This is a genomic window from Gibbsiella dentisursi (assembly GCF_039539505.1).
Lineage (GTDB): Bacteria > Pseudomonadota > Gammaproteobacteria > Enterobacterales > Enterobacteriaceae > Gibbsiella > Gibbsiella quercinecans.
On sequence record NZ_BAABDG010000003.1, the window covers coordinates 501,362 to 524,343 of the forward strand.

At 58.7% G+C, this 22,982-nt stretch carries 26 protein-coding genes and 1 other RNA gene; 20 read left to right on the top strand and 7 right to left on the bottom strand.

The genetic code is table 11. The features are described 5' to 3' along the window. Positions 1–56: 56 nt before the first annotated feature. Together pdxR and ABFX35_RS12895 are read left to right on the top strand one after the other, a co-directional pair. Complete coding sequence (gene pdxR, locus ABFX35_RS12890) at positions 57–1,523, top strand: MocR-like pyridoxine biosynthesis transcription factor PdxR (RefSeq protein WP_346081483.1); 1,467 nt, start codon at positions 57–59, stop codon at positions 1,521–1,523. A gap of 162 nt (positions 1,524–1,685) precedes the next feature. Beyond that, on the top strand, positions 1,686–3,707 hold the full coding sequence (locus ABFX35_RS12895; protein WP_346081485.1) for an oxidoreductase: 2,022 nt from the start codon (positions 1,686–1,688) through the stop codon (positions 3,705–3,707). Position 3,708: 1 nt separating this feature from the next. Here ABFX35_RS12895 and rlmG read toward each other — a convergent pair whose 3' ends face one another. Beyond that, the gene (rlmG, locus tag ABFX35_RS12900) at positions 3,709–4,851 is read right to left on the bottom strand and encodes a 23S rRNA (guanine(1835)-N(2))-methyltransferase RlmG (protein ID WP_346081487.1); all 1,143 of its coding nucleotides are present in this window, start codon (positions 4,849–4,851) and stop codon (positions 3,709–3,711) included. A 193-nt stretch (positions 4,852–5,044) separates the two neighbouring features. Here rlmG and ABFX35_RS12905 point away from each other — a divergent pair, with 193 nt between their 5' ends. The 4 genes from ABFX35_RS12905 to ABFX35_RS12920 all read left to right on the top strand — a co-directional run bounded on the left by ABFX35_RS12905 (position 5,045) and on the right by ABFX35_RS12920 (position 8,552). Continuing rightward, positions 5,045–5,551 carry a M48 metallopeptidase family protein gene (locus ABFX35_RS12905; protein WP_095849044.1) on the top strand — a complete coding sequence of 169 codons (507 nt, stop codon included), beginning with the start codon at positions 5,045–5,047 and terminating at the stop codon, positions 5,549–5,551. Positions 5,552–5,633: 82 nt separating this feature from the next. After that, on the top strand, positions 5,634–6,620 hold the full coding sequence (locus ABFX35_RS12910) for a Gfo/Idh/MocA family protein (protein WP_346081489.1): 987 nt from the start codon (positions 5,634–5,636) through the stop codon (positions 6,618–6,620). Further along, the gene (locus ABFX35_RS12915) at positions 6,617–7,342 is read left to right on the top strand and encodes a glutamine amidotransferase (protein WP_121555130.1); all 726 of its coding nucleotides are present in this window, start codon (positions 6,617–6,619) and stop codon (positions 7,340–7,342) included. The genes ABFX35_RS12910 and ABFX35_RS12915 overlap by 4 nt, the downstream gene beginning before the upstream one ends. Positions 7,343–7,586: 244 nt before the next feature. After that, positions 7,587–8,552 (top strand): TerC family protein, encoded by a 966-nt coding sequence (locus ABFX35_RS12920; RefSeq protein WP_279025818.1) that lies wholly within the window; start codon positions 7,587–7,589, stop codon positions 8,550–8,552. A gap of 4 nt (positions 8,553–8,556) precedes the next feature. On the opposite strand, the gene ABFX35_RS12925 is transcribed toward ABFX35_RS12920, so the two are convergent. After that, the gene (locus ABFX35_RS12925) at positions 8,557–9,114 is read right to left on the bottom strand and encodes a YgjV family protein (RefSeq protein ID WP_279025820.1); all 558 of its coding nucleotides are present in this window, start codon (positions 9,112–9,114) and stop codon (positions 8,557–8,559) included. A 309-nt stretch (positions 9,115–9,423) separates the two neighbouring features. On the opposite strand from ABFX35_RS12925, the gene ABFX35_RS12930 reads away from it, so the two are divergent. From ABFX35_RS12930 to ABFX35_RS12970, 9 genes are all read left to right on the top strand, one after another. Beyond that, positions 9,424–9,873, top strand: coding sequence for a hypothetical protein (locus tag ABFX35_RS12930; RefSeq protein WP_279025822.1), 450 nt, complete (start codon positions 9,424–9,426; stop codon positions 9,871–9,873). A 135-nt stretch (positions 9,874–10,008) separates the two neighbouring features. Then, positions 10,009–10,683, top strand: coding sequence for a DedA family protein (locus ABFX35_RS12935; protein WP_279025824.1), 675 nt, complete (start codon positions 10,009–10,011; stop codon positions 10,681–10,683). Continuing rightward, positions 10,683–11,054: an EnvZ/OmpR regulon moderator MzrA gene (gene mzrA / locus ABFX35_RS12940; protein WP_095849043.1), complete on the top strand. Its 372-nt coding sequence runs from the start codon at positions 10,683–10,685 to the stop codon at positions 11,052–11,054. Before ABFX35_RS12935 ends, mzrA begins: the two co-directional genes overlap by 1 nt. Before the next feature lie 174 nt (positions 11,055–11,228). Next, entirely contained in the window at positions 11,229–11,603 is a 375-nt protein-coding gene (locus ABFX35_RS12945; protein ID WP_279025826.1) for a DUF1090 domain-containing protein, read from the top strand. A 159-nt stretch (positions 11,604–11,762) separates the two neighbouring features. Then, on the top strand, positions 11,763–12,068 hold the full coding sequence (locus ABFX35_RS12950; RefSeq protein WP_095847129.1) for an ElaB/YgaM/YqjD family protein: 306 nt from the start codon (positions 11,763–11,765) through the stop codon (positions 12,066–12,068). Continuing rightward, positions 12,068–12,472: a phage holin family protein gene (locus ABFX35_RS12955; protein WP_279025829.1), complete on the top strand. Its 405-nt coding sequence runs from the start codon at positions 12,068–12,070 to the stop codon at positions 12,470–12,472. The genes ABFX35_RS12950 and ABFX35_RS12955 overlap by 1 nt, the downstream gene beginning before the upstream one ends. After that, positions 12,469–12,756: a YqjK-like family protein gene (locus tag ABFX35_RS12960; RefSeq protein WP_095847127.1), complete on the top strand. Its 288-nt coding sequence runs from the start codon at positions 12,469–12,471 to the stop codon at positions 12,754–12,756. The genes ABFX35_RS12955 and ABFX35_RS12960 overlap by 4 nt, the downstream gene beginning before the upstream one ends. A 256-nt stretch (positions 12,757–13,012) precedes the next feature. Continuing rightward, positions 13,013–13,408, top strand: coding sequence for a DoxX family protein (locus ABFX35_RS12965; protein WP_279025837.1), 396 nt, complete (start codon positions 13,013–13,015; stop codon positions 13,406–13,408). A 59-nt stretch (positions 13,409–13,467) separates the two neighbouring features. After that, entirely contained in the window at positions 13,468–14,454 is a 987-nt protein-coding gene (locus tag ABFX35_RS12970) for a glutathione S-transferase family protein (protein ID WP_121555136.1), read from the top strand. An 11-nt stretch (positions 14,455–14,465) separates the two neighbouring features. Here ABFX35_RS12970 and ABFX35_RS12975 read toward each other — a convergent pair whose 3' ends face one another. Next, the gene (locus ABFX35_RS12975) at positions 14,466–15,368 is read right to left on the bottom strand and encodes a LysR family transcriptional regulator (protein WP_095847124.1); all 903 of its coding nucleotides are present in this window, start codon (positions 15,366–15,368) and stop codon (positions 14,466–14,468) included. 107 nt (positions 15,369–15,475) lie between these two features. Between ABFX35_RS12975 and ABFX35_RS12980 the strand changes: the two genes are divergently transcribed. Next, positions 15,476–16,177 carry a pirin family protein gene (locus ABFX35_RS12980; RefSeq protein ID WP_279025833.1) on the top strand — a complete coding sequence of 234 codons (702 nt, stop codon included), beginning with the start codon at positions 15,476–15,478 and terminating at the stop codon, positions 16,175–16,177. Positions 16,178–16,247: 70 nt separating this feature from the next. On the opposite strand, the gene rnpB is transcribed toward ABFX35_RS12980, so the two are convergent. Both rnpB and rsmI read right to left on the bottom strand, forming a co-directional pair. Next, positions 16,248–16,625: RNase P RNA component class A (gene rnpB / locus ABFX35_RS12985), an RNA gene on the bottom strand. Between the two features lie 68 nt (positions 16,626–16,693). Beyond that, positions 16,694–17,560: a 16S rRNA (cytidine(1402)-2'-O)-methyltransferase gene (gene rsmI / locus ABFX35_RS12990; RefSeq protein WP_121555138.1), complete on the bottom strand. Its 867-nt coding sequence runs from the start codon at positions 17,558–17,560 to the stop codon at positions 16,694–16,696. Between the two features lie 62 nt (positions 17,561–17,622). Here rsmI and ABFX35_RS12995 point away from each other — a divergent pair, with 62 nt between their 5' ends. Genes ABFX35_RS12995 through dolP form a run of 4 tightly spaced genes read left to right on the top strand, consistent with a single transcriptional unit; the run spans position 17,623 to position 21,204 of the window. Beyond that, entirely contained in the window at positions 17,623–19,635 is a 2,013-nt protein-coding gene (locus ABFX35_RS12995; RefSeq protein WP_346081496.1) for a penicillin-binding protein activator, read from the top strand. Next, a complete protein-coding gene (locus ABFX35_RS13000) occupies positions 19,632–19,985 on the top strand; it encodes a YraN family protein (protein ID WP_183096598.1) in 354 nt (117 codons plus the stop codon). Before ABFX35_RS12995 ends, ABFX35_RS13000 begins: the two co-directional genes overlap by 4 nt. A 43-nt stretch (positions 19,986–20,028) precedes the next feature. After that, complete coding sequence (diaA, locus tag ABFX35_RS13005; protein WP_095847114.1) at positions 20,029–20,619, top strand: DnaA initiator-associating protein DiaA; 591 nt, start codon at positions 20,029–20,031, stop codon at positions 20,617–20,619. 9 nt (positions 20,620–20,628) lie between these two features. Beyond that, complete coding sequence (gene dolP / locus ABFX35_RS13010; protein WP_095847113.1) at positions 20,629–21,204, top strand: division/outer membrane stress-associated lipid-binding lipoprotein; 576 nt, start codon at positions 20,629–20,631, stop codon at positions 21,202–21,204. 377 nt (positions 21,205–21,581) lie between these two features. Here dolP and mtgA read toward each other — a convergent pair whose 3' ends face one another. Both mtgA and elbB read right to left on the bottom strand, forming a co-directional pair. Further along, positions 21,582–22,310, bottom strand: a complete 729-nt coding sequence (gene mtgA, locus ABFX35_RS13015) for a monofunctional biosynthetic peptidoglycan transglycosylase (RefSeq protein WP_346081499.1) — start codon at positions 22,308–22,310, stop codon at positions 21,582–21,584. Continuing rightward, complete coding sequence (gene elbB / locus ABFX35_RS13020; protein WP_346081501.1) at positions 22,303–22,959, bottom strand: isoprenoid biosynthesis glyoxalase ElbB; 657 nt, start codon at positions 22,957–22,959, stop codon at positions 22,303–22,305. Before elbB ends, mtgA begins: the two co-directional genes overlap by 8 nt. Positions 22,960–22,982 lie beyond the last annotated feature (23 nt).

Sequence of the window (22,982 nt, forward strand, 5' to 3'; positions counted from 1 at the left end):
TACACGGGATGTGGCCCTATAATCGAGTGCCAGTTACGAATAATTTAGGGATCCAATTGCGCTCTCTGTGTGGTGACCTGTTGTTGCAGCGTCTGGGCGAACAGCCCGATGATAAGCTGCACAAGCAGTTATATAATGCGATCCGCACCTCCATTTTGGATGGCAGCCTGCCGCCGTCCAGCCGCCTGCCGCCCACGCGCGATCTGGCGCAGCAGCTGCGCCTGTCCCGCAACACGGTGTTAACCGTCTATGAACAACTGCTGGCCGAAGGTTACGTGTTTTCACGCCAGGGCAGCGGGACCTTCGTGGCCGAAACCGTGCCGGACAGCTACCTGTCCGCCATCAGCATGCCGGTGGGCGAAGACGGCGCCGAACGCCCGGTCGAATTTTCCACGCGCGGCGCCAACCTGCTGGAACACGCCAGCGCCAGCCCCAAACAGTGGGGCGCCTTTATCCCCGGCGTGCCCGACGTCAACGTGTTCCCGCATCAATTGTTCAGCAAGATCCAGGCCCGCGCCAGCCGCCGCCCCACGCCGCAACGCCTCACCTACAGCAATCAGGGCGGCAGCCCGGAACTGCAGCAGGCGCTGGTGGATTACCTGCGGGTCGCACGCTCGGTGCGTTGCCAGCCCGAACAGATCCTGATCACCGAAGGCATCCATCAGGCGATCGATTTGGTCACGCGCATGCTGTGCAACCCCGGCGACGGCGCCTGGATAGAAGAACCGGGCTACTGGGGGATCCGCAATATCCTGCGCATGAACGCGGTCAATCTTTGCCCGCTGCCGGTGGATGAAGCCGGCATGGTGCCCCCCGAGCAGCCGACTACGGCGCCGCGGCTGATATTCGTTACCCCATCGCACCAATACCCGCTCGGCTCGGTGATGAACCTGGCACGCCGCCAACGGCTGCTGGCGCTGGCGCGCAACAGCGGCAGTTGGATCGTCGAGGACGATTACGACAGCGAATTCCGCTTCTCCGGCCAGCCCATCCCGGCGCTGCAAGGGTTAGAGGCGGATGCGCCGGTGATTTACATCGGCACCTTCAGCAAAACGATCTATCCCGCGCTGCGGCTGGGCTACGTGGTGTTGCCCAAACCGCTGATGCACGAACTGAAAACCGCCCACGCCGAGCTGTACCGCGGCGGGCACCTGCTGATTCAGGCAGCGCTGGCGCAGTTTATCGACGAGGGCCATTACACGGCGCACATCCGCCGTATGCGCCTGCTGTACGCCAGGCGGCGCGCATTCCTCACCGGCCTGATCGAACAGCACTTGGGCCCGCACGCGTTGAATGCGTTCAACAGCAACGCCGGGCTGCACCTGGTGCTCAACCTGCCGGACGACGCCGACGACGTCGCCATCGCCAGCGCCGCCGGCGCGCGCGGCGTGCTGGTGCGCCCGCTCTCGCGTTATTACATGCTGCCGAACCGCCGCCGCGGCCTGCTGATGGGCTTCGCCTGCGTGCCGGAGCAGCAAATGGCGGCAGCATTCGCCATCCTGCTGGAATGTATCCGCGCCTAGATCGCTCATCAACGGCGCCACAGATTCATGACCCCCATCACATTCAGCGCAAGCGCCGCGCCTAACCCCGCCCACAACGGCTAGATTTATCTCATCCGACCACTTAGCTATGGCCGTATATAACAACAATAAGCGCACTCTTTTCACCCGCTGGAGGCAACCATGAGCGCATACCCCCACCTGCTGGCACCGCTGGATCTTGGCTTTACCACCCTGAAAAACCGGGTGTTGATGGGATCGATGCATATCGGCCTGGAAACGTTGCCTGACGGGCCGCAGCGCATGGCGGCATTTTATGCCGAACGCGCGGCGGCCGGCGTCGCGCTGATCGTCACCGGCGGCATCGCCCCCAATGAGCAGGGCGTGGTCTACCGCGGCGCCGCCACCCTGTGCCAGCCAGAGCAGGTGGCGCACCACCGGGTTATCACCGACGCGGTGCACCAGGCCGGGGGCAAAATCGCGCTGCAAATCCTGCACGCCGGCCGCTACAGCGCCCAACCGCACCCCGTCGCCCCCTCCGCATTGCAGGCGCCAATCAGCCCGTTGATGCCGAGCGCCATGAGCGAAAGCGAAATCAGGCAGACCATCGCAGACTTCGCCAACTGCGCCGCCCTGGCCCAATTGGCGGGCTACGACGGGGTGGAAGTGATGGGGTCGGAGGGGTATCTGATCAATCAGTTCCTGGTGGCGCGCACCAATCAGCGTGATGATGCCTGGGGCGGCAACATCGAAAAGCGCATGCGTTTTGCCATTGAGATCGTCCGCGCCGTGCGCCAGACCGTCGGCCGGGAATTTATCCTGATCTATCGGCTATCGATGCTCGATCTGGTGGAGAACGGCGCCAATTGGCACGAAATCGAACTGCTGGCGCAGAGGGTGGAACAGGCAGGCGCGACGCTGATCAACACCGGCATCGGCTGGCATGAAGCGCGTATTCCCACCATCGCCACGCGTGTGCCGCGCGCGGGCTTTAGCTGGGTTACACAGCGGCTGATGGGCAAAGTTCGCATTCCGCTGATCGCCACCAACCGTATCAACCTGCCGGCGGTGGCGGAGCATGTGCTGGCGCAAGGCTGCGCCGATATGGTCTCAATGGCGCGGCCATTCCTGGCCGATGCCGAATTCGTCCGCAAGGCCGCCGAAGGCCGGGCCGATGAGATCAACACCTGCATCGGCTGCAACCAGGCCTGCCTGGATCAGGTGTTCGCCGGCCAGCCGGCCTCTTGCCTGGTCAACCCGCGTGCCGGCCGGGAAACCGAACTGCCGCTTCACCCTGCGGCCGCGCCAAAGCGGCTGGCCGTGGTGGGCGCCGGGCCGGCCGGGCTGGCATTCGCCACCGCCGCCGCGCGGCGCGGGCACCGGATTACGCTGTTTGACGCCGCCGGCGAGATCGGCGGCCAGTTCACCATCGCCAGGCAAATCCCCGGCAAGGAAGAATTTAATGAAACGCTGCGCTATTTCCGCCGCCAGTTGGCGCTGTTGGGCGTTACGCTGCAATTGGGCCGGCAGGTGCAGGCACAAGATCTGGCGGCGTTTGACGAAGTGATCCTGGCGTGCGGCATCGTGCCGCGCACCCCGGCAATCCCCGGCATCCACCACCCCAAAGTGCTGAGCTACCTGGACGTGCTGCGCGACAAACAGCCGGCCGGCCGGCGCGTGGCGATTATCGGCGCCGGCGGCATTGGCTTTGATACCGCGGAATACCTGAGCCAACAGGATACGGCCGGCGGCCAGTCCCGCGCGGCGTTTAACCGTGAATGGGGCATTGACGAGCAGTATCGCCACCGCGGCGGGCTGGCGGCCGACGGGCCGCTAAACATGCCGCCGGCGCGTGAGATTTGGCTATTGCAACGCAAAGCCAGCAAGGTGGGCGAAGGGCTGGGCAAAACCACCGGCTGGATCCACCGCGCCAGCCTGGCAAAGCACGGCGTAACCATGCTGAGCGGCGTCAGCTATCAGCAGATTGACGATCGCGGCCTGCACATTATCCACGCCGGCCAGGCAAGCTGCCTGCCGGTGGATAGCGTGGTGATCTGCGCCGGGCAAGAGCCACGCCGCGAGTTGCAGCAGCCCTTGCTGGCGATGGGGAAAACAGTGCATCTGATCGGCGGCGCAGACGTTGCCGCCGAGCTTGATGCGCGCCGCGCCATCGAACAGGGCACCCGGCTGGCGTTGGCCCTATAGCTTAGTAACGCCGCGCGCCGGTTTTCACCGATTTCAGCACCAGGAATTTCTGGTTGGAGGCCACCGTGGTGCAGTTGCCGAACAGGCGTTTAAGCTTCTGGTAGTAGTCCAGATGGCGGTTACCGACGATGCGCAGTTCACCGCCCACCTTCAGGCAGCGCTTGGCATCCAGGAACATTTGCCAGGCGGTGTGATCGGTAATGGCATGTTGCTGATGGAACGGCGGGTTGCACAACACCGCCTGTGCGCTGCCGCCGTCAACCCCGGCCAGGCCATTGTTCACATTGAACTGGCAACGCGCCAAATCCTGCGGCAGGTTGTGGGCCACGTTCAACTCGCTCGACGCCACTGCCATATAGGATTCATCAACAAAGGTCACCTGCGCCTGTGGGTTTTGCACCAGCGCCGTCAGGCCGATAATGCCGTTGCCGCAGCCCAGATCGATAATCTCGCCGTCCAGATCGCTTGGTAGGTGTTCCATAAACAGGCGAGCGCCAATATCCAGCCCGCCGCGCGAAAACACGTTGGCATGGTTGTGGATCAGCATATCGGTGCCGTCCAGCAGCCAGTCGGTGGTTTGCGCTGCGGCCGGCGGCACGATATCCGCCACGTCGCAGTGAATCAGCCGCGCCTTTTTCCACGCCAGGCTGGTGCGCGTTGGCCCGAGCACGCGCTCAAACAGCTGCAGGGTAGAGGTATGGACATCGCGCGCTTTGGCGCCGGCGACGATCACGGTATCGGCCGCCACCACATTGCGCAACGCCCGCAGTTGCTGCTCCAGCAGCGCCAGGGCTTTGGGGATCTTGATGATCACCAGCGCCGGGGCGGCCGGCAGCGCCGCCAGGCTGCTAAGCAACGTAACCCGCTGCGGATCCAGGCCGTTAAGCTGCAGGTTGTGCTGCGTGGCCAGTTGGCTCATGTAGGAATCGCTGATACTGTATGGCTGGCGCTCGTGCAACGCACAGGCCAGCGTGCCGAAAGCATCGTTAAAAATCAGCACGGGCCGATCGCCGGCGCCGTGGCTATCAACCTGTTGCAGCAGGTATTCATCCGCCGCTTCCCATGCCTGCAACTGGGTTGCTTCTTCCTGTTGGGGATAACGCTCCAGCTCAAGTTGCCGTGTTCCCAGATCGAGTTGGCTCATTGCCCCTCCTGACTAATAAAATTTGGGCTGTTTATCCCCTAAAAACGCCCGGCAGTAAATGTTTTTCGTCAATTCACGCGCATCTTTACGCCCGTTGGCCCACGCCGGCATGCAATCTGCCGCCCAGGGCGGGACTTGCGTGAGAAAACCGCCTACAATAATCCGCCTGATTGCCCGCCAAGAGCCGATACGCATGCCCGAACTCGCTTACCTGCAAGGCTACCCGGAACACCTGCAAAGCCAGGTGCGCCAATTGATTTACCAGCAACGGCTGGGGGAAGTGCTGCTGCAGCGTTACCCGGACGTCCACGCCTGCACGACCGATAAATCGCTCTACCAGTTCACCGTCGAGCTGAAAAACCAGTATCTGCGCAACGCCCAGCCGTTGAGCAAAGTCGCCTATGACGGCAAGATCCAGGTGATGAAACATGCGCTGGGGCTGCATACCGCCATTTCGCGCGTGCAGGGGGGCAAACTGAAAGCCAAAGCGGAAATCCGCGTGGCGACGGTGTTCAAAAACGCGCCGGAAGACTTTCTGCGGATGATCGTGGTGCATGAGCTGGCGCACTTGAAAGAGAAAGAGCACAACAAGGCGTTTTACAGCCTGTGCTGCCACATGGAGCCCAGTTATCACCAGTTGGAATTCGACACTCGCCTGTATCTGACGCACCTGTCGCTGTTCGGCGAACTCTATATATAACAACCACGTTCTCATCACGGTTCGCCTGGCGGCCATCGCATGATAATCTGCTATCTTCATGGCTTGGGAACCGGAGTTATCTATGATTCGCTTTGCCGTTGTCGGCACCAATTGGATCACAGAACGCTTTATCGACGCCGCCCACGAGTGCGGCAAAATGAAACTGACGGCCATCTATTCACGCCGGCTGGAACAGGCGCAAGCGTTCGGCACCAATTACCCCGGCGCCGCTTGTTTCGATTCGCTGGCGGCGCTGGCGCAGTCCGACACGATCGACGCCGTGTATATCGCCAGCCCCAACGCCCTGCACTGCAGCCAGTCCCTGTTGTTTCTGCGCCACAAAAAACACGTCATCTGCGAGAAACCACTGGCCTCCAATCTGAACGAGGTGGAACAACTCCAGGCCTGCGCGCGGGAAAACCAGGTGGTGCTGTTCGAGGCGTTCAAAAGCGCCCACTTGCCCAATTTTTTGGCACTGCAACAGGCATTGCCGAAGGTGGGGCAATTGCGCAAAGCCTTTATCAACTACTGCCAGTATTCCTCGCGTTACCCGCGCTACCTGGCCGGTGAAAACCCCAACACCTTCAACCCGCAGTTTTCCAATGGCTCAATCATGGACATCGGTTATTACTGCGTCGCCAGCGCCGTCGCGCTGTTTGGCGCCCCGCTGTCGGTGATCGCCAATGCGACATTGCTCGGCAGCGGGGTAGACGCACATGGCACCGCCTGCCTCAACTACGGCGATTTCGATGTGATCATCAGCCATTCCAAAGTCAGCGATTCGGCGATCCCAAGCGAAATCCAGGGTGAAGCAGGCAACCTGATTATTGATAAAATCGCCGAGTGCCAAGGGGTGGTGCTGGCGCCGCGCGGCGGGAATAAACAGGATCTGACCCAGCCGCAGCATATCAATACCATGCTGTACGAAGCAGAAGTCTTCGCCAGCCTGGTGGAACAATGCCAGGTAGAGCACGCCTGGCTTGCACATTCACGGATAGTTGCCACGCTGCTGACGGAGATCCGCCGCCAGACCGGCGTCGCATTCCCGGCCGACAAGGAAATAGCATGAAGCCACTGTTACTGATGCAAACCGGCGATGCGCCGGAAGCCATTCAGCGTGAACGCGCCAACTTCACGCAGATGTTTGTACAACAAGGCAATATCGCCGCCGAGCGCCTGCAAACGGTTTTTCTGCCCGCCGGCGAGCAACCGCTGCCGCCCGAAGCATACTGCGGCGTGATCATCACCGGCTCGGAGGCCATGGTCTCTGAACGCTTACCGTGGAGTGAACAGGCGGCCGAATGGCTGCGCCAGGCGATGCGCATTTCCCTGCCGATTTTCGGCGTGTGCTACGGCCACCAGTTGCTGGCCCATGCGCTGGGTGGCAAAGTGGACTATCACCCGCAAGGAATGGAGGTCGGCACGCTGGACGTCACATTGCTGCCCGCCGCCGCCCACGATCCGCGCCTGGCGGGCCTGCCGACGCGCTTTAAAGCCAACCTGATTCATTCGCAAAGCGTGTTGGAGCCGCCAGGCAGCGCAGAGGTGCTGGCGCACTCGGCGCAGGATCCCTACCAGATCCTGCGTTACGGGCCTTATGCATTAACCACCCAATTCCACCCCGAGTTCGACGGCGCCACCATGCAGAGCTACCTCAACCTGCTGGCGGAAAGCCATCCGCAACGCCAGGCGGCATATCAGCACCAGCTGCGCCAGGCCGGCGATACCCCCTTCAGCCAGCAGTTGCTGCAGGGGTTTGTCGCCGGGTTGGGCGCGCAGCTTAAATGTTAGCAAAAGTTGACCGCTGACATATTTTGCATTACTTTCTGTTAAGCAAAGGGGAGTAACTTCATTGCCGGTTAATCGTCATTACGGTGCTTAGGCACCCGGTTACCGGGCAACCTGGTGTTCAAGGTATCTACCTTCATCAATGTTGTAAGTGAGACCTTGCCGGAAGGCGAGGTTTGCTTGCAGCGTCACATAGCGGCTCGCGTCTTCCGACGCCGGCCGTTTTTGTTTTTTTAAGGATACACTGATGATGAATACCGTAGGCACGCCGTGGTTGTGGGGCAGCTTTGCCGCCATTATCGTTGTGATGCTCGCCATTGATTTACTGTTGCAGGGCCGCCGCGGCGCGCAGACCATGACGCTGAAACAGGCCGCCTGTTGGTCGCTGGTGTGGGTTAGCCTGGCGCTGCTGTTTAACCTCGGCTTCTGGTATTACCTGAATGAAACCGCCGGGCGGGCGGTGGCCGATACCCAGGCGCTCGCCTTCCTCACCGGCTATTTGATTGAAAAAGCCCTGGCGGTGGATAACGTTTTTGTCTGGCTGATGCTGTTCAGCTACTTCGCCGTGCCGGCCAACCTGCAACGCCGCGTGCTGATCTTCGGCGTGTTGGGCGCGATTGTGCTGCGTACCATCATGATCTTCGCCGGCAGTTGGCTGGTTACCCAGTTCGACTGGCTGCTGTACCTGTTCGGCGCATTCCTGCTGTTCACCGGTATCAAAATGGCGCTGGCGAAGGAAGACGATGCGGCTATCGGCGATAAGCCGTTAGTGAAGTGGCTGCGTGGGCACTTGCGCATGACCGACAACCTGGAAGGCGAGCGTTTCTTCGTGCGCCGCAACGGCATACTGTTCGCCACCCCGCTGGTTTTGGTCTTGATCCTGGTGGAATTGAGCGACGTTATCTTCGCCGTCGACAGTATCCCGGCGATTTTTGCCATCACCACCGATCCGTTCATCGTCCTGACCTCCAACCTGTTCGCCATCATGGGGCTGCGCGCCATGTACTTCCTGCTGGCCAGCGTTGCGGAACGTTTCTCGATGCTGAAATACGGCCTGTCGGTGATCCTGGTGTTTATCGGCGTCAAGATGCTGATTATGGATTTCTTCCATATCCCCATCGCCATTTCACTGGGCGTGGTCGGCGGTATCCTGGCGATCACGCTGCTGCTCAATGCCTGGGTGAACCAGCGTAATGCCCGCCTGAAAAAATAAACGCTTAGTTTTCAGACACCAGGCGCCGCTTCGGCGCCTGTTTTTCTATCGCGAACGGATCGATACCGCGGCGCAACAGGCGGCGAAAACGCAAAATATTAAATGCGTTCATCACCAGGAAACTGCCTTCAATCAATGAACCGCCGATGGAGCCCAGCCAGATATTATGGGTCACCCAGCAGGCCGTTGAACACCACATCACGCAACGCGTCGTCAGCCCACGGGTACGAAAAAGCGCCCAGGTGCTGATCGTAGTACCAAAAATCGGCAACAGTTCGATCCAATGGTGAAAACGCGACAGCCCCATCACCAGCGTTAACGCCAGGAAAATCCACATCACCCACAGGCTGCAGGTGCGGATGGCAACCAGGTTGCGGCAGGCGCTAAGCACGGCGCTGCTGCCGGCGGCGCTGGCGCCCATCAGGAAATAATGGATGCCGATAATCAGACTATAGGCGGAAAGCTGGAGCTTAAAGCGCCGATCATCACGATTGAAGAAACTGGTGATGCCCACCAGAAAGGCCAGCACGCCAATAGACTGCGCAAACCAATAAAACGCCATGAACGAAACGACCCTGGAACGGAAGATGGAAATAAAATGAAACAGAATGGACGTTTTATGCTACTCCTGCTCACAAGGCTTTACAATGTGATCCAGCGCATAAAAATCAGCCAGTGCAAAAAAAAGCGGTCAAGAAACCACGGCCAATGTCAGGTAATGTAAAAACGGCTTAATCCCTGCCAGGATCGCCGGTTGCCGTGTAATATTCCTGCGGCGGCCGCTGATATTTCCCTGTTGCAAAACAAGCAATTTTGATACAGTTAGGCCACTTTTTTTACCCTTTTTAGCTTTAGGGCGGAACACGGATAGATGCGTTTGTTGTTTGCCATGCTAATAGCTGTTTTTTGCTGGGCCGGTTCGGCTTCCGGCAAAACGCTATGCACCACACAAACCAAACAGGCGCCTGCCGCATTGGGCATGTTACTGGCGGCTAACGAAGCAGGGCTTTCCCCGTTCGATCCGGCCTACCGGCCGCCGCAAACGGATTTGCGTCGTAAGGCGCCTGGCAAACTGCCGCTGTTATTACCACGGGTTCACTCCTACCCCAGTTCTCTGTCCGCTTCCGGGTTCAAAACGCCGGCCTATTGCCTGACGGCAGAGTTGGGCCTGTGCGGCGCCGCGCCGCGCCAGATCGCCCCGGCGCCAAACCGGTTAGCCCTGGCCGACTGGACGCTGCATATCGGCAATCAGCACAACAGGCTCGGCGGTTGGAAAGAGAGTAATACACTGTACCGGGGAATGCTGACGTATCACTCATAACGGTGTCGCACTAACAGAACCATTAGAAAGCAACACCGACGCTTCATTCTCAGCAATTTGGAAAACCCGCTTGGCCTGCGACCATTCGCGTTCTCGCTGGGGAAAGACCCAATAATGACGTTTTAGGAACACCCGATGGACATCATCAAACAATTGTTGGATGCCTTATGGCAGCAAGACTTTGAAACGCTGGCAAACCCCTCACTGGTGTGGACCCTCTACGCCATTTTGTTCATGATCCTGTTTCTGGAAAACGGCTTGTTGCCCGCAGCCTTCCTGCCCGGCGATAGCCTGCTGATCCTGGTTGGCGTGCTGGTTGCCAAGGGCACCATGAACTTCCCGTTGACCATTTTCATTTTAACCGTGGCCGCCAGCACCGGGTGCTGGGTCAGTTATATACAGGGGAAATGGCTGGGGAATACGCGAACGGTGCAGGGTTGGCTCTCTCACCTGCCAGCCCACTACCACCAGCGGGCGCACCAGTTGTTCCATCGCCATGGGCTCTCCGCCCTATTGATCGGCCGCTTCCTGGCGTTTGTGCGCACTCTGCTGCCGACCATCGCAGGGCTTTCCGGGCTGGACAACCTGCGCTTTCAGTTCTTCAACTGGATGAGCGGCCTGCTGTGGGTCCTGATCCTGACCTCATGCGGTTTTGCGCTGGGTAAAACCCCGATGTTCCGCAAGTATGAAGATCAATTGATGTTTGGCCTGATGCTGCTGCCGTTGGTGTTGCTGGTCGCCGGCCTGGTCGGCTCGCTGTTCGTGCTGTGGCGCAAGAAACGGGCGACCAGCCAGGGGAAAGGCGTGTGATAAGCCGACGCCCACGCTGGAAACACGTGCTGATTATCTCGTTAGCCCTGGTGCTGCTGGCCGGTTTCCTGTTGCCGCGCATGATGCGTACCGAAAGCGAACTGCACATTCGCGCCAACCATCAGGGGCTTTCGTTGCCGGACGGCTTTTTTGTCTATCAGCGCCTGGACGAACGCGGCATTCGCATTAAGAGCATTACCCCTGAGGGGGATGGGCTGGTGGTGCGCCTGGACTCCCCGGAACAACAGGGGTTAGCCCGTGAAACGCTACAGGCCGTCCTGCCCCCAGGCTACACCATTGCCCTAAGCAAATCGCCGGTACCGCCGCTGTGGGTGCGCGAGTTTGCTCGGGCACCGCTGAATTTGGGCTAAGCGGCAACAATATTTTGCAAGCTGCGCCTCATTCAGAATGAAAATTTTGGCGTCTGCGCTATTTATGGCTATGCTGAATTTAGCCTGGCCGATGAGCTAAGTTTTACTACCCTGCCTAACGGCAGTAGGAACCCGGTGTGAATCTTCACACCCTTTTAATAAGGAAATAAAATCATGCAGTTGCGTCATTCCCTGTTGCTAGCGCTCCCTTTACTTGCCTGCTCTTCTCTGTCCTTTGCCGCACTGGAAGGCGGCTGTGCCAAGAAAGCGCAGGACATTCAGACCCAAATCGATTACGCGAACCAGCACGGCAATACCCATCGCGTCGCCGGCCTGAAAACGGCGTTGAGCGAAGTGCAGGCTCACTGTACCGAAAGCGGCCTGCAGGCAGAGCGTCAGCAAGACATCAAAGACAAACAGCATAAGGTAAGCGAGCGCCAACGTGAGCTGGCAGAAGCTGAGCAAAAGGGCGATAAAGACAAAATCGCCAAGAAACAGGAAAAGCTGGCTGAAGCGCAAAAAGAGCTGCAACAGGCACAGGCGAAATAATTTTTTACTCCAGCGGATTTATCGATGAGAACCCCATTTCACGGGATTTTCAGGGAAAATTAAAGGGCTGATTAGAGAGATCAACCACCTCACGCCTTTGCCCCACCGAATAAAATCCGCTATGTTGAAAGTCTGTCTCAGTTAAAGGAGTTATCGAACATGGCACATGATTCAAATGCAGAAAACTTACGCGCTGAACTGAAATCCTTAGCCGATACGCTGGAAGAAGTGTTGAACTCCTCCACCGATAAACCGAAAGCTGAGCTTGATAAGCTGCGTTCAAAAGCAGAAGGCGCGCTGAAAGAAACGCGCGCGCGTTTGGGCGATGCCAGCGACAAAATCGCTTATCAAACCAAACAGATCGCCGGCCAGGCCGATGAATACGTGCGTGAAAACCCGTGGACGGGCATCGGTATCGGTGCTGCCGTCGGGGTGGTGTTGGGTGTGCTGTTGGCGCGCCGCTAATGGCAGAGTATCCACAACAACGTGCTCAGGGGCCCGCTAAAGGGCTCCTGGACGCTGGTCAGCGTATCATTACCATTCTGGTCAGCATGGTAGAAACGCGGTTACGCCTGGTTGCCGTCGAGCTGGAAGAGGAAAAAGCGAATCTCATCCAGTTGATTTTGATGGCGGGTTTAACCCTGTTGTTTACCGCGTTTGGCCTGATGAGCCTGCTGATCCTGATCTTTTGGGCCGTTGAGCCGGAGTACCGCCTGATTGCGTTAGGCTCCACCACCGCCGTGCTGCTGTTCCTGGCCTTGGTTGGCCTGATCTGGACCTTGGTCAAGGCACGCCGCACCACGCTGTTGAGCAATACGCGCAAACAGCTGGAGCTCGATCGCGCCAAGCTTGAAGGTAGAGCAGAATGAATAACCGCCAGTACCGCGAATGGCGAAAGCAAAGGCTGCTAAGCCAGATCCAGCAACAACGTGTGGATCTGGCGCAGAACACCGCCGTGCTACTGGAAAAAACCGAACGTATTGATCGCGGTTGGCAGGCTTTGTTTGGCATGCGCAAAGTTATGGCCATCGGCGCCAGCGTGGTGGCTATCTATGGCATCCGCCACCCCAGCAAGCTGATCCTGTGGTCACGCCGTGCGTTTGGCGCCTGGGGCACGCTCCGCCTGCTGCGCAAAACCCTTTCAACGAAATAACGTGCCGGCCAGGCCGGCCCTTTTCCCTTTGCCGCTGGCGGTTCTCGCTTCCTTTCCCGTACTCCCCCATTATTGCCATCTTTATCATTAGCAGACTACATGTACATTTTTTTTGAAGAAATACAACAGTTTTACTTGCTAACAACTCAGCACATTGCCGTTTAACATTCACTGCATCAACCAACCGCGGCCATTATCGGGCGGAAATACCGGTATATCACCGGACCAACAGTCCCTAACACATTTGGAGTGAATGATGAAAAAATTAGAAGATACCGGCCTGCTGGTCGCACGTATTCTGATGCCGATCCTGTTTATCGTTGCCGGCTACGGCAAAATGGGCGATGCCTATGAGGGCACCCAGCAATACATGCAGTCGATGGGCGTGCCGGGATTCTTGCTGCCGCTGACCATTCTGCTGGAGTTTGGCGGCGGCTTTGCCATCCTGTTCGGCTTCCTGACCCGCACGACGGCGCTGTTCACCGCAGGCTTCACCGTGCTGACCGCGCTGTTGTTCCACACCAACTTTGCCGAAGGTGCTAATCAGTTGATGTTCATGAAAAACCTGACCATTGCCGGCGGCTATATCGTACTGGCGGTTGCCGGCCCCGGCGCATTCAGCCTCGATCGGCTGCTGAATAAAAAATGGTAAGCTAAACTCAGATGACTGACAAAGCGTGGTAGCAGTACCTACGTGAACAAGGAGAACCAATGGGACAGTTAGTGGATGGCGTTTGGCAAAACACATGGTATGACACCAAATCAACCGGGGGCCGCTTCAAACGCTCCACTGCGCAGTTCCGTAACTGGGTGACCGCCGACGGGCAACCCGGTGAGCACGGCGCCGGGGGCTTTAAGGCAGAAAAAGATCGTTATCATCTGTACGTCTCCCTCGCCTGCCCGTGGGCGCACCGAACACTGCTGATGCGTAAGCTGAAAGGGTTGGAGCACCTGATCCCGGTTTCTGTCGTGCACCCGCTGATGCTGGAAAACGGCTGGACATTCGCCAGTGATTTCCCGGCGGCAACCGGCGATCCGTTGTACCACGCGGACTTTCTTTACCAGATCTATCTGCATGCCGATAGCCAATACAGCGGCCGCGTCACCGTGCCCGTGCTGTGGGATAAACAGCAGCAAACCATCGTCAGCAATGAGTCCGCAGACATTATCCGCATGTTCAACAGCGCCTTCGACGCCCTGGGCGCACGCGCCGGCGATTACTACCCCAGCGCCTTACGCGGCGAGATCGACGAACTCAACGGCTGGATATACAGCAAGCTGAACAACGGGGTCTATAAAGCGGGCTTCGCCACCAGCCAGGAAGCCTATGACGAAGCGGTCAACGGGGTATTTGAGGCGCTGGCGCGGCTGGAGCAGATCCTCAACCGCCAGCGCTACCTGACCGGGGCGCAGTTGACCGAAGCCGATCTGCGGCTGTGGACCACGCTGGTGCGTTTTGATCCGGTGTACGTCACCCATTTCAAATGCGATCGGCGCCGCATCAGTGATTACCCGAACCTGTATGGCTTCCTGCGCGATATTTACCAGATGCCGGGTATCGCGGAAACCGTCAATATGGCGCATATCCGCAATCACTATTACCGCAGCCACAGCACCATCAACCCGCACGGGATTATCTCGATTGGGCCGGCCCAAAACCTGGATGAACCGCACGGCCGCGACCAGCGCTTCCGCTAACCCGCAGGCGCTTACCCTTCCTGGCGGGCCAGCAGGCGTGGGATTTCACGCAGAAACCAGGCCTTGGCTTCGCCCATGCTGTCGCGCCGCCAGGCCATGATGATATCGGCTTCGCTGCTGTATTCCGGGCTCACTACGCGCAGGCGCCCCTGCGCAATATCCTGTTCCACCATGGCATATGGCATGGTCGCCACGCCAAGCCCCGCCAACAGCGCCAGGCGTTTATCCTCAATGCTGCTGACCGTCAGGCGCTGCTGCTTATCCAACAGTTGCACCGTCAGCACCGGCCGTTCGCGCGCGGTGTCCGCCACCGCAATACCGCGATACTTCACACGTGTGGTTTCCGACAACGGCTCCGCCTCTTGATGGATCGGGTGATCCGGCGCCGCGACATACACGTTCATCACCTTGTACAGCTTGCGGGTGTTAACCTCGGACGAGGAGCGAAAATGCATATCAGGCGCAATCACGATATCGGCCCGCCCTTGCTCCAGCCGTTCCCAGGCGCCGGCCAGCACCTCGGTCAGAATCGACACTTGAGTATTGGCCTTCTGCGCCAGCTTATCGATTAACGGAAACAGCTTGCTGGCCGGCGACAGTGCCTCACAAACGATGGTCAGGTGGGGTTCCCAGCCACGCGCCAGCGCCTCGGCATCGGTCGTCAGCTTATCCGCCGCCTCCAGCAGCACGCGCCCGCGCTCCAGCAACATGCGGCCAACGTTAGTGAATTTGGTGCGATGCCCGGATCGATCGAACAACACCACGTCCAGTTCTTCTTCCAATTTTTGCATGGTGTAGCTGAGCGCCGAGGGCACACGCCCCAATTCGTCAGCCGCCGCTGCAAAACTGCCACGCCGATCGATGGCGTCCATTACCCTTAGTGCTTCCAGCGTTAATGCCCGATCTCTGGCCATCGCATCTCTCTGTCAGGAAATTTGAATATGCCAACCAGATTAACTGGCTAACAATCCGCCGTCCAGATGCTTACCATTAACTTCATCCTTTTAGAGAGCCGATCGCCATGATTACATGCAGAACAGCACAACAATGCGGGCAAGCTGACTTCGGCTGGCTGCAGGCTCGCTATACCTTTTCCTTTGGTCATTATTTTGATCCCAAACTGATGGGCTACGCCTCGCTACGGGTGCTGAACCAGGAAGTGTTGGCGCCGGGCGCCGCCTTCCAGCCGCGCACCTATCCCAACGTGGATATCCTCAACCTGATCCTGCAGGGCGAAGCGGAATATCGCGACAGCAACGGCGAGGCCACGCGGGCCAAATCCGGTGAAGCCCTGCTGTTGAGCACCCAGCCGGGGCTTAGCTATAGCGAACAGAATGTGGGTAGCGAAACGCCGCTGACGCGGCTGCAGCTGTGGCTTGATGCCTGCCCGGAACGCAGTAATGAACGCATCCAGCGTTTGTCATTAGGGGAGCGGCGGCACACGCTGCTGGCCTCGCCGGATAGCGAACAGGGCAGCCTGCAACTGCGCCAGCAGGTGTGGATCCACCACCTGATGCTGCAGGCGGACGAACAGCTCACGCTGCCGCTGCATGGGCCACGGGCCTATCTGCAGTCGATCCACGGCACGATCCAGGCCACCGGCGAGCGCGATGGCACCCACCGCCTGACCTGCGGCGACGGCGCATTTATCCACGAGGAACCGCGCCTGACCCTGCATGCTCAAACCGCCTTGCGCGCGCTGTTGATCGATTTGCCGGTGTAATACCGCCTGCTGGTGGCGCTGAAAAAAGAAAACCCCGCGCGGCGCAAACCGTGCGGGGTTACTTATATATAGAGGGAGTTGACCGGTAAGCCGGGTTCTGTCGTGGACAGTCATTCCTCTAGGCCAGCAATCGCTCACTGGCTCAAGCAGCCTACCCGGGTTCAGTACGGGCCGTACCATGTGAACCCCTATTTGGCCTTGCTCCGGGTGGAGTTTACCGTGCCACGAACTGTTGCCAGCCGCGCGGTGCGCTCTTACCGCACCCTTTCACCCTTACCTGATCCCGCTTGCGCAGGCCATCGGCGGTTTGCTCTCTGTTGCACTAGTCGTGGGCTTGCGCCCCCCAGGCGTTACCTGGCACCCTGCCCTATGGAGCCCGGACTTTCCTCCCCTCCACCTGTCTCCCCCAAAGGGACGGCAGTGAAGCGGCGACTGTCTGGTCAACTCCGGCGCGGATTATAGGCGGTTTGGCGCGGCTTGTATACCTGCCGCTACCACATCGCGGCCGTCTGCCGATTAATTATCCGTCTGCTGCGCTAACGCATGCTTATATAAGGCATTTTTCTTCACGCCGTGGATCTCGGCCGCCAGTTGGGCCGCCTTCTTCAGCGGCAGCTCCTGCTGCAACAGCGCCAGCGTGCGCAGCGCCTCCGGCGGCAGCTGATCTTCCGCCGCCTTGTGACCTTCAACAATCAGCACCATCTCGCCGCGGCGGCGCATTTCATCTTCCTGCACCCAGGCCAGCAGTTCCCCCACCGGCGCGCCGTGGATCGACTCCCAGGTTTTGGTCAGCTCGCGCGCCAGCACCACGTAGCGTTCTGGCCCCCAGACGGTGACCATGTCCTGTAAACTTTCCAGCAGACGATGGGTGGATTCATAGAAAATCAGGGTGCGAGGTTCCTCTGCCAGCGCCAGCAGAGTATCCTTGCGCCCCTTGGTCTTCGCCGGCAGGAAACCTTCATAGCAGAAGCGATCGGAAGGCACCCCGGCGGCGCACAGTGCGGTAGTCGCCGCGCAGGCGCCCGGCAGCGGCACCACGCGCACGCCGGCCTCGCGGCAGCGCCGCACCAGATGATAACCAGGATCGTTAATCAGCGGCGTACCGGCATCGGAAACCAGCGCAATGCTCTGGCCCTGCTGCAGCTTGGCCAGTAACTGATCCGCCTTTTGTTGTTCATTATGATCGTGCAGGGCAAACAACCGCGCGTTAATCGCGAAATGTTGCAGCAACAAACCGGTGTGGCGCGTATCTTCCGCCGCAATCAGATCAACGCTTTTCAGCACCTCTAATGCACGATGGGTGATATCCCCCAGATTGCCGATGGGCGTGGGCACCACGTACAGCGTTGATGCAGAAATGACTGATTGTTGGTGTTGATTCATTGTTTCATCCGGATTGCCGATTTAATATTGAGCATCTTGAAAAAAACATCACTGGATACAGTATGCTTTCATCAACATTCGTTCGTACCAAAGCAGGGCGTTTTGTGCCTGTTATCGTGGCAGCCTTCTTACTGGCCGGCTGCCCGGGCCAGGCCCCGCAGTCGCCGCCCGCCAATATCCAGGACGCCGCGAGCGCCAGCTCTGATTATTATCTGCAACAGCTGCAGCAAAGCAGTGATGATAACAAGGCTGACTGGCAATTACTCGCGATTCGCGCATTGTCACGCGAAGGCAAACTGCCCCAGGCCAACGCGCAACTGGGCGCATTGCCACAAAATCTTAGCGCCTCACAGCAAACCGAACGCCAGTTGCTGACCGCCGAACTGCAGTTGGCCAATAAAGATCAGGCCGCCGCTATCGCCACGCTAGGTGGCATCGACAGCAGCAAGTTATCCCCCAACCAGCGCGTGCGTTTTTATCAAGCGCAGATTGCCGCCAACCAGGGTAAAGCCTCGCTGCCGCTGATCCGCGCCTATATCGCGCAGGAACCGCTGCTGGCCGACAAAGCCCACCAGGACAACCTGGATCAAACCTGGCAGGCGCTGCTGGGGCTAAGCACGCAAGAGATGAACAGCCTAGTGATCAATGCTGACGAAAACGTGCTGCAAGGCTGGCTGGATCTGCTGCACGTCTATCAGGACAACCGGCAGGATCCGGATCTGCTGAAGGCCGCCATCAAAGACTGGCAAAACCGCTATCCGCAAAATCCGGCGGCGAAAAGCCTGCCGAACGCGTTAACCCAGGCGATGAACTTCTCGCAGGCATCAACGGCGAAAATCGCCCTGCTGCTGCCGCTGAACGGCCAGGCCAAAGTGTTTGCCGACGCCATTCAGCAAGGGTTTGAAGACGGGAAAAACGGTGTAGCCCTTTCTGCGCCGGCTCAACCGCAGCCACAGCCGGCGGCAACCCCGCAGGTGGCGCCAGGCAGCACCGCCGATGCCAATGCCGACGGCGCGGTGAGCCCTTCGGCCCCGGCGGTGGATAACGCCTCCACGCCGGTGGCCCAACCGGCCGCCACCCCAGCGCCAATCACGCCGCCGCAGGCCGCCAATGCCCAGGTGAAAGTGTACGACACCACCAGCCAGCCGCTGCCTGCCTTGCTGGCACAGGCGCAGCAAGACGGCGCCACGCTGGTCGTCGGGCCGTTGCTGAAAAACGAAGTTGATCAGATTTCCACCGCCGCCACCAGCCTGAACGTCTTAGCGCTGAATCAGCCGGAAACGCCGAAAGACGCGCCGAACATCTGCTACTTTGCCCTGGCGCCGGAAGACGAAGCGCGCGACGCTGCCCACCACATCTGGGAACAGCAAAAACGCCAGCCTCTGCTGCTGGTGCCGAACGGCACATTCGGCGATCGGGTTGCCAACGCCTTTGCACAAGAGTGGCAGGCGCTGGGCGGCCAGAGCGTATTAAAACAAAGCATTGGCTCCACCAGCGATCTGCGCCAGATGGTCAACAGCGGCGGGATCCGCATGACCGGCACGCCTGTTGCCACCAGCGTGCCAGCGGCACAGTCGGTGACCATTGCCGGGCTGACTATCCCAGCGCCGCCGAGCGAAGCGCCAACCACGGACGGCAACGTTGACGCCGTGTATATCGTCGCCAGCCAGGCGCAGTTGACCCTGATTAAGCCGATGATCGACATGACCACGTCATCACGCAGCAAACCGGCGATGTATGCCAGCTCCCGCAGCTACCAGGCCGGCGCAGGCCCGGACTTCCGCCTGGAAATGGAAGGGCTGCAGTTCAGCGATATTCCGCTGTTGGCCGGCGCCAACCCGCAGGCATTGCAGCAGGCCAGTGCGAAATTCCACAGCGACTACTCGCTGGTTCGTTTGTACGCCATGGGCATAGATGCCTGGACATTGGCCAATCACTTTGCTGAAATGCGCCAGTTGCCGGGGTTCCAGGTTTCTGGCACTACCGGCGTGTTGACCTCTTCGCCGAACTGCGTCATCAACAGGAAACTCCCTTGGCTGCAATACCGTCAGGGAATGGTCGTTCCGGTCTCCTGAGCCAACGCGCCAAGGGGGCGGGCTATGAATTACAGGCCCGCCGCTATCTGGAACGCGCCGGGCTCACCTTCATCGCCGCCAACGTGGCGCTGCGTGGCGGTGAGCTCGATCTCATTATGCGTGATGGACAAACCTGGGTCTTCGTTGAAGTACGTTACCGCCGCAATGCCGCATTTGGCGGCGCGGCCGCCAGCGTGACCTACCGCAAGCAACAGCGCTTGCTGCACGCCGCCGCCGTTTGGCTGGCAGGGCGCGGAGCCAGTTTTGACACATCAGCTTGCCGTTTTGATGTATTGGCCTTCACCGGTAACCAGTTAGAATGGATACCCAATGCCTTCAATGCGGATTAATACCGGTGCCGGTTGGCCCTTTGAACTCGTGGATTAAAACAACGTGCTGGATAGAATCAAAGTCTGTTTTACCGAAAGCATCCAAACCCAGATAGCGGCAGCGGAAGCGCTGCCGGATGCCATCTCCCGCGCGGCGATGACGCTGGTTCAATCGTTGCTCAATGGCAATAAAATCCTGTGCTGCGGCAACGGCACCTCGGCGGCCAACGCCCAGCATTTTGCCGCCAGCATGATCAACCGTTTTGAAACCGAACGCCCCAGCCTGCCGGCCATTGCGCTCAACGCCGACAACGTGGTGCTGACCGCCATCGCCAACGATCGGCTGCACGATGAAATCTACGCCAAGCAGGTTCGGGCGCTGGGCCATGCCGGCGACGTGCTGCTGGCAATTTCCACCCGCGGCAACAGCCGTGATATTGTGAAGGCGGTCGAAGCCGCGGTAACGCGCGATATGACTATCGTCGCACTTACCGGTTACGACGGCGGAGAGTTGGCGGGGTTGCTCGGCCAACAGGATGTTGAAATCCGTATCCCGTCACACCGGAGCTCACGTATTCAGGAAATGCATATGCTAACCGTGAACTGCCTGTGTGATTTGATAGATAACACGTTGTTTCCTCACCAGGACGATTAAGGAACTGAGATGAAGCTTAAAGCCACATTTGCAGTGCTGTTCAGCGCCCTGCTGTTACAAGGTTGTGTCGGCGCAGTTGTCGTCGGCAGCGCCGCCGTTGCCACCAAAACCGCGACCGATCCCCGCAGCATCGGCACGCAGGTCGATGATGGTACGCTGGAAGCGCGGGTTGAAAACGCGCTGAGTAAGGACGAACAACTGAAGAAAGATGCCCGCGTGGTCGCCACCGCCTATAAAGGCAAGGTGTTGTTGACCGGGCAGGCGCCGACGACGGATCTTTCAAGCCGTGCGAAACAGATCGCCATGGGGGTTGATGGCGCAACCGAAGTGTATAACGAAATCCGCCAGGGCACGCCGGTTAGCCTGAGCACCGCGTCGTCAGATACCTGGATCACCACGAAGGTTCGTTCACAGTTGCTGACCAGCGACACGGTGAAATCTTCCAATGTGAAGGTGACGACCGAGAATGGCGAAGTGTTCTTGCTGGGCCTGGTTACACAGCAGGAAGGGCAGTCCGCGGCCCAGATCGCCAGCCAGGTGAGCGGCGTGAAGCATGTCACGACTGCGTTTACCTATGTGAAATAGCCCTCACCCCAACCCTCTCCCGCAGGGAGAGGGAGCAGCCCGAAGCCGTCTTTACAGTAAGTGACTCAATCTCGCCCTCTGGTAGTTCATAGACAAAAGTTCACTAATATCAATAGCCGATCTTCGCAGGGAGAGGGAGCAGCCCGAAGTCGTCTTTATAGTAAGAGACTCAATCTCGCCCTCTGGTAGTTCATAGACAAAAGTTCACTAATATCAATAGCCGATCTTCGCAGGGAGAGGGAGCAGTCCGAAGCCGTCTTTACAGTAAGTGACTCACTCTCGCCCTCTGTTAGTGCGTAGGAAAATACTCAACAACCCCAACGGCCAATTTCTGTAGATAACAGAGGAGAGTGCCTTATCAGGACGTGTTTAACGGGTTAATCCAGCTTGTTTTCCTTTAAGAATCCTTCGCCGCCCAGTTGCCGCATCTGACGCAGTATCCACTGTTGGCGTTGGATCACGTAGCCTGAAGGCGCCGCGGCGTTAAAGCGGTGCGGGTTGGGCAAGACCGCCGCCAGCAGCGCGGCTTCCGAAGCGGTAAGACGCTTGGCCGGTTTGTGGAAAAAACGCTGTGACGCCGCTTCCACGCCGAACACACCGTTGCCCAGCTCAATGATATTCAGGTATACCGTCAGGATCCGCCGCTTGGTCCAGACCAGCTCAATGCCGCTGGTGACGCCCGCTTCAAGCCCTTTGCGCAGCCAGCTGCGGCCGTCCCACAGGAAAAGGTTTTTTGCCGTCTGCTGCGACAGCGTTGAAGCGCCGCGAATACGCGCCGGCCGGCGTTCGTTATGGCTAAACGCCTTTTCAATCGCTTCGATATCAAACCCCCAGTGGTCGGGGAATTTTTGATCTTCAGCGGCAATCACCGCCAGCGCCATGTAAGGTGAAATGTCATCCATCGGCACCCAGTCGGAATGGGCGACATAGCTGAAATCACCGCGCAGCCAGGCGCTCACCTGCCGCTCAACCATCACGGCGGAAAACGGCACCGGCAGGAAGGCGAAAAACACGATCCCGACCAGCCACAGGCCAACAACGGCAATAACGCCGCGCTTCAACCAGCCCAAAGCACGCGTTACCAGGCCACGAGAAGAGTTACGCATTCGCCAGTTCCACTATCCGCGCGACCAGCTTATCCACCCCCTGCGCCACTTCGCCAATGGATTGGGCCAGCATATAGGCCGGCGTTGTCACCACATTATTCTCATTATCAATGACAATATCGCCCACCGGGCAAGTCACCGGCACACCGCCCATAGCGTCAATCACCTCACCCAGATCGGGATCGTTGCCGATGGTTAAGCGCACCGGCCGATCGAGCAATTTCGGCAACAGCACCGGGGCGATGCATATCAGCCCAATTGGTTTATTCAACTTATGCATTTTTTGCACGAGCTTTGCCAAATCGGGATCGATATGACATTCTTCCGCCGCACTGGCAAAAGTGCTGAGATTGTTCGCCGCGCCGAAACCACCGGGAATAATCAGCGCGTCCAAAAACGCGGCATCGGCCTGCGCCAGCGGTTGGATTTTGCCCCTGGCGATACGGGCCGATTCCACCAGCACATTACGCACTTCCGGCATAGCGTCACCAGATACATGATTAATAACAACATGTTGTGGCTTATCGGGCGCAAAACACACCGCCTGCACCCCGGCCCGGTCCAATGCCAGCAAGGTTAATACCGCTTCGTGGATCTCCGAACCGTCATAAACACCACATCCACTGAGTACCACTCCAACCTGTTTCATGCCCCATTCTCCCCATCAAGACC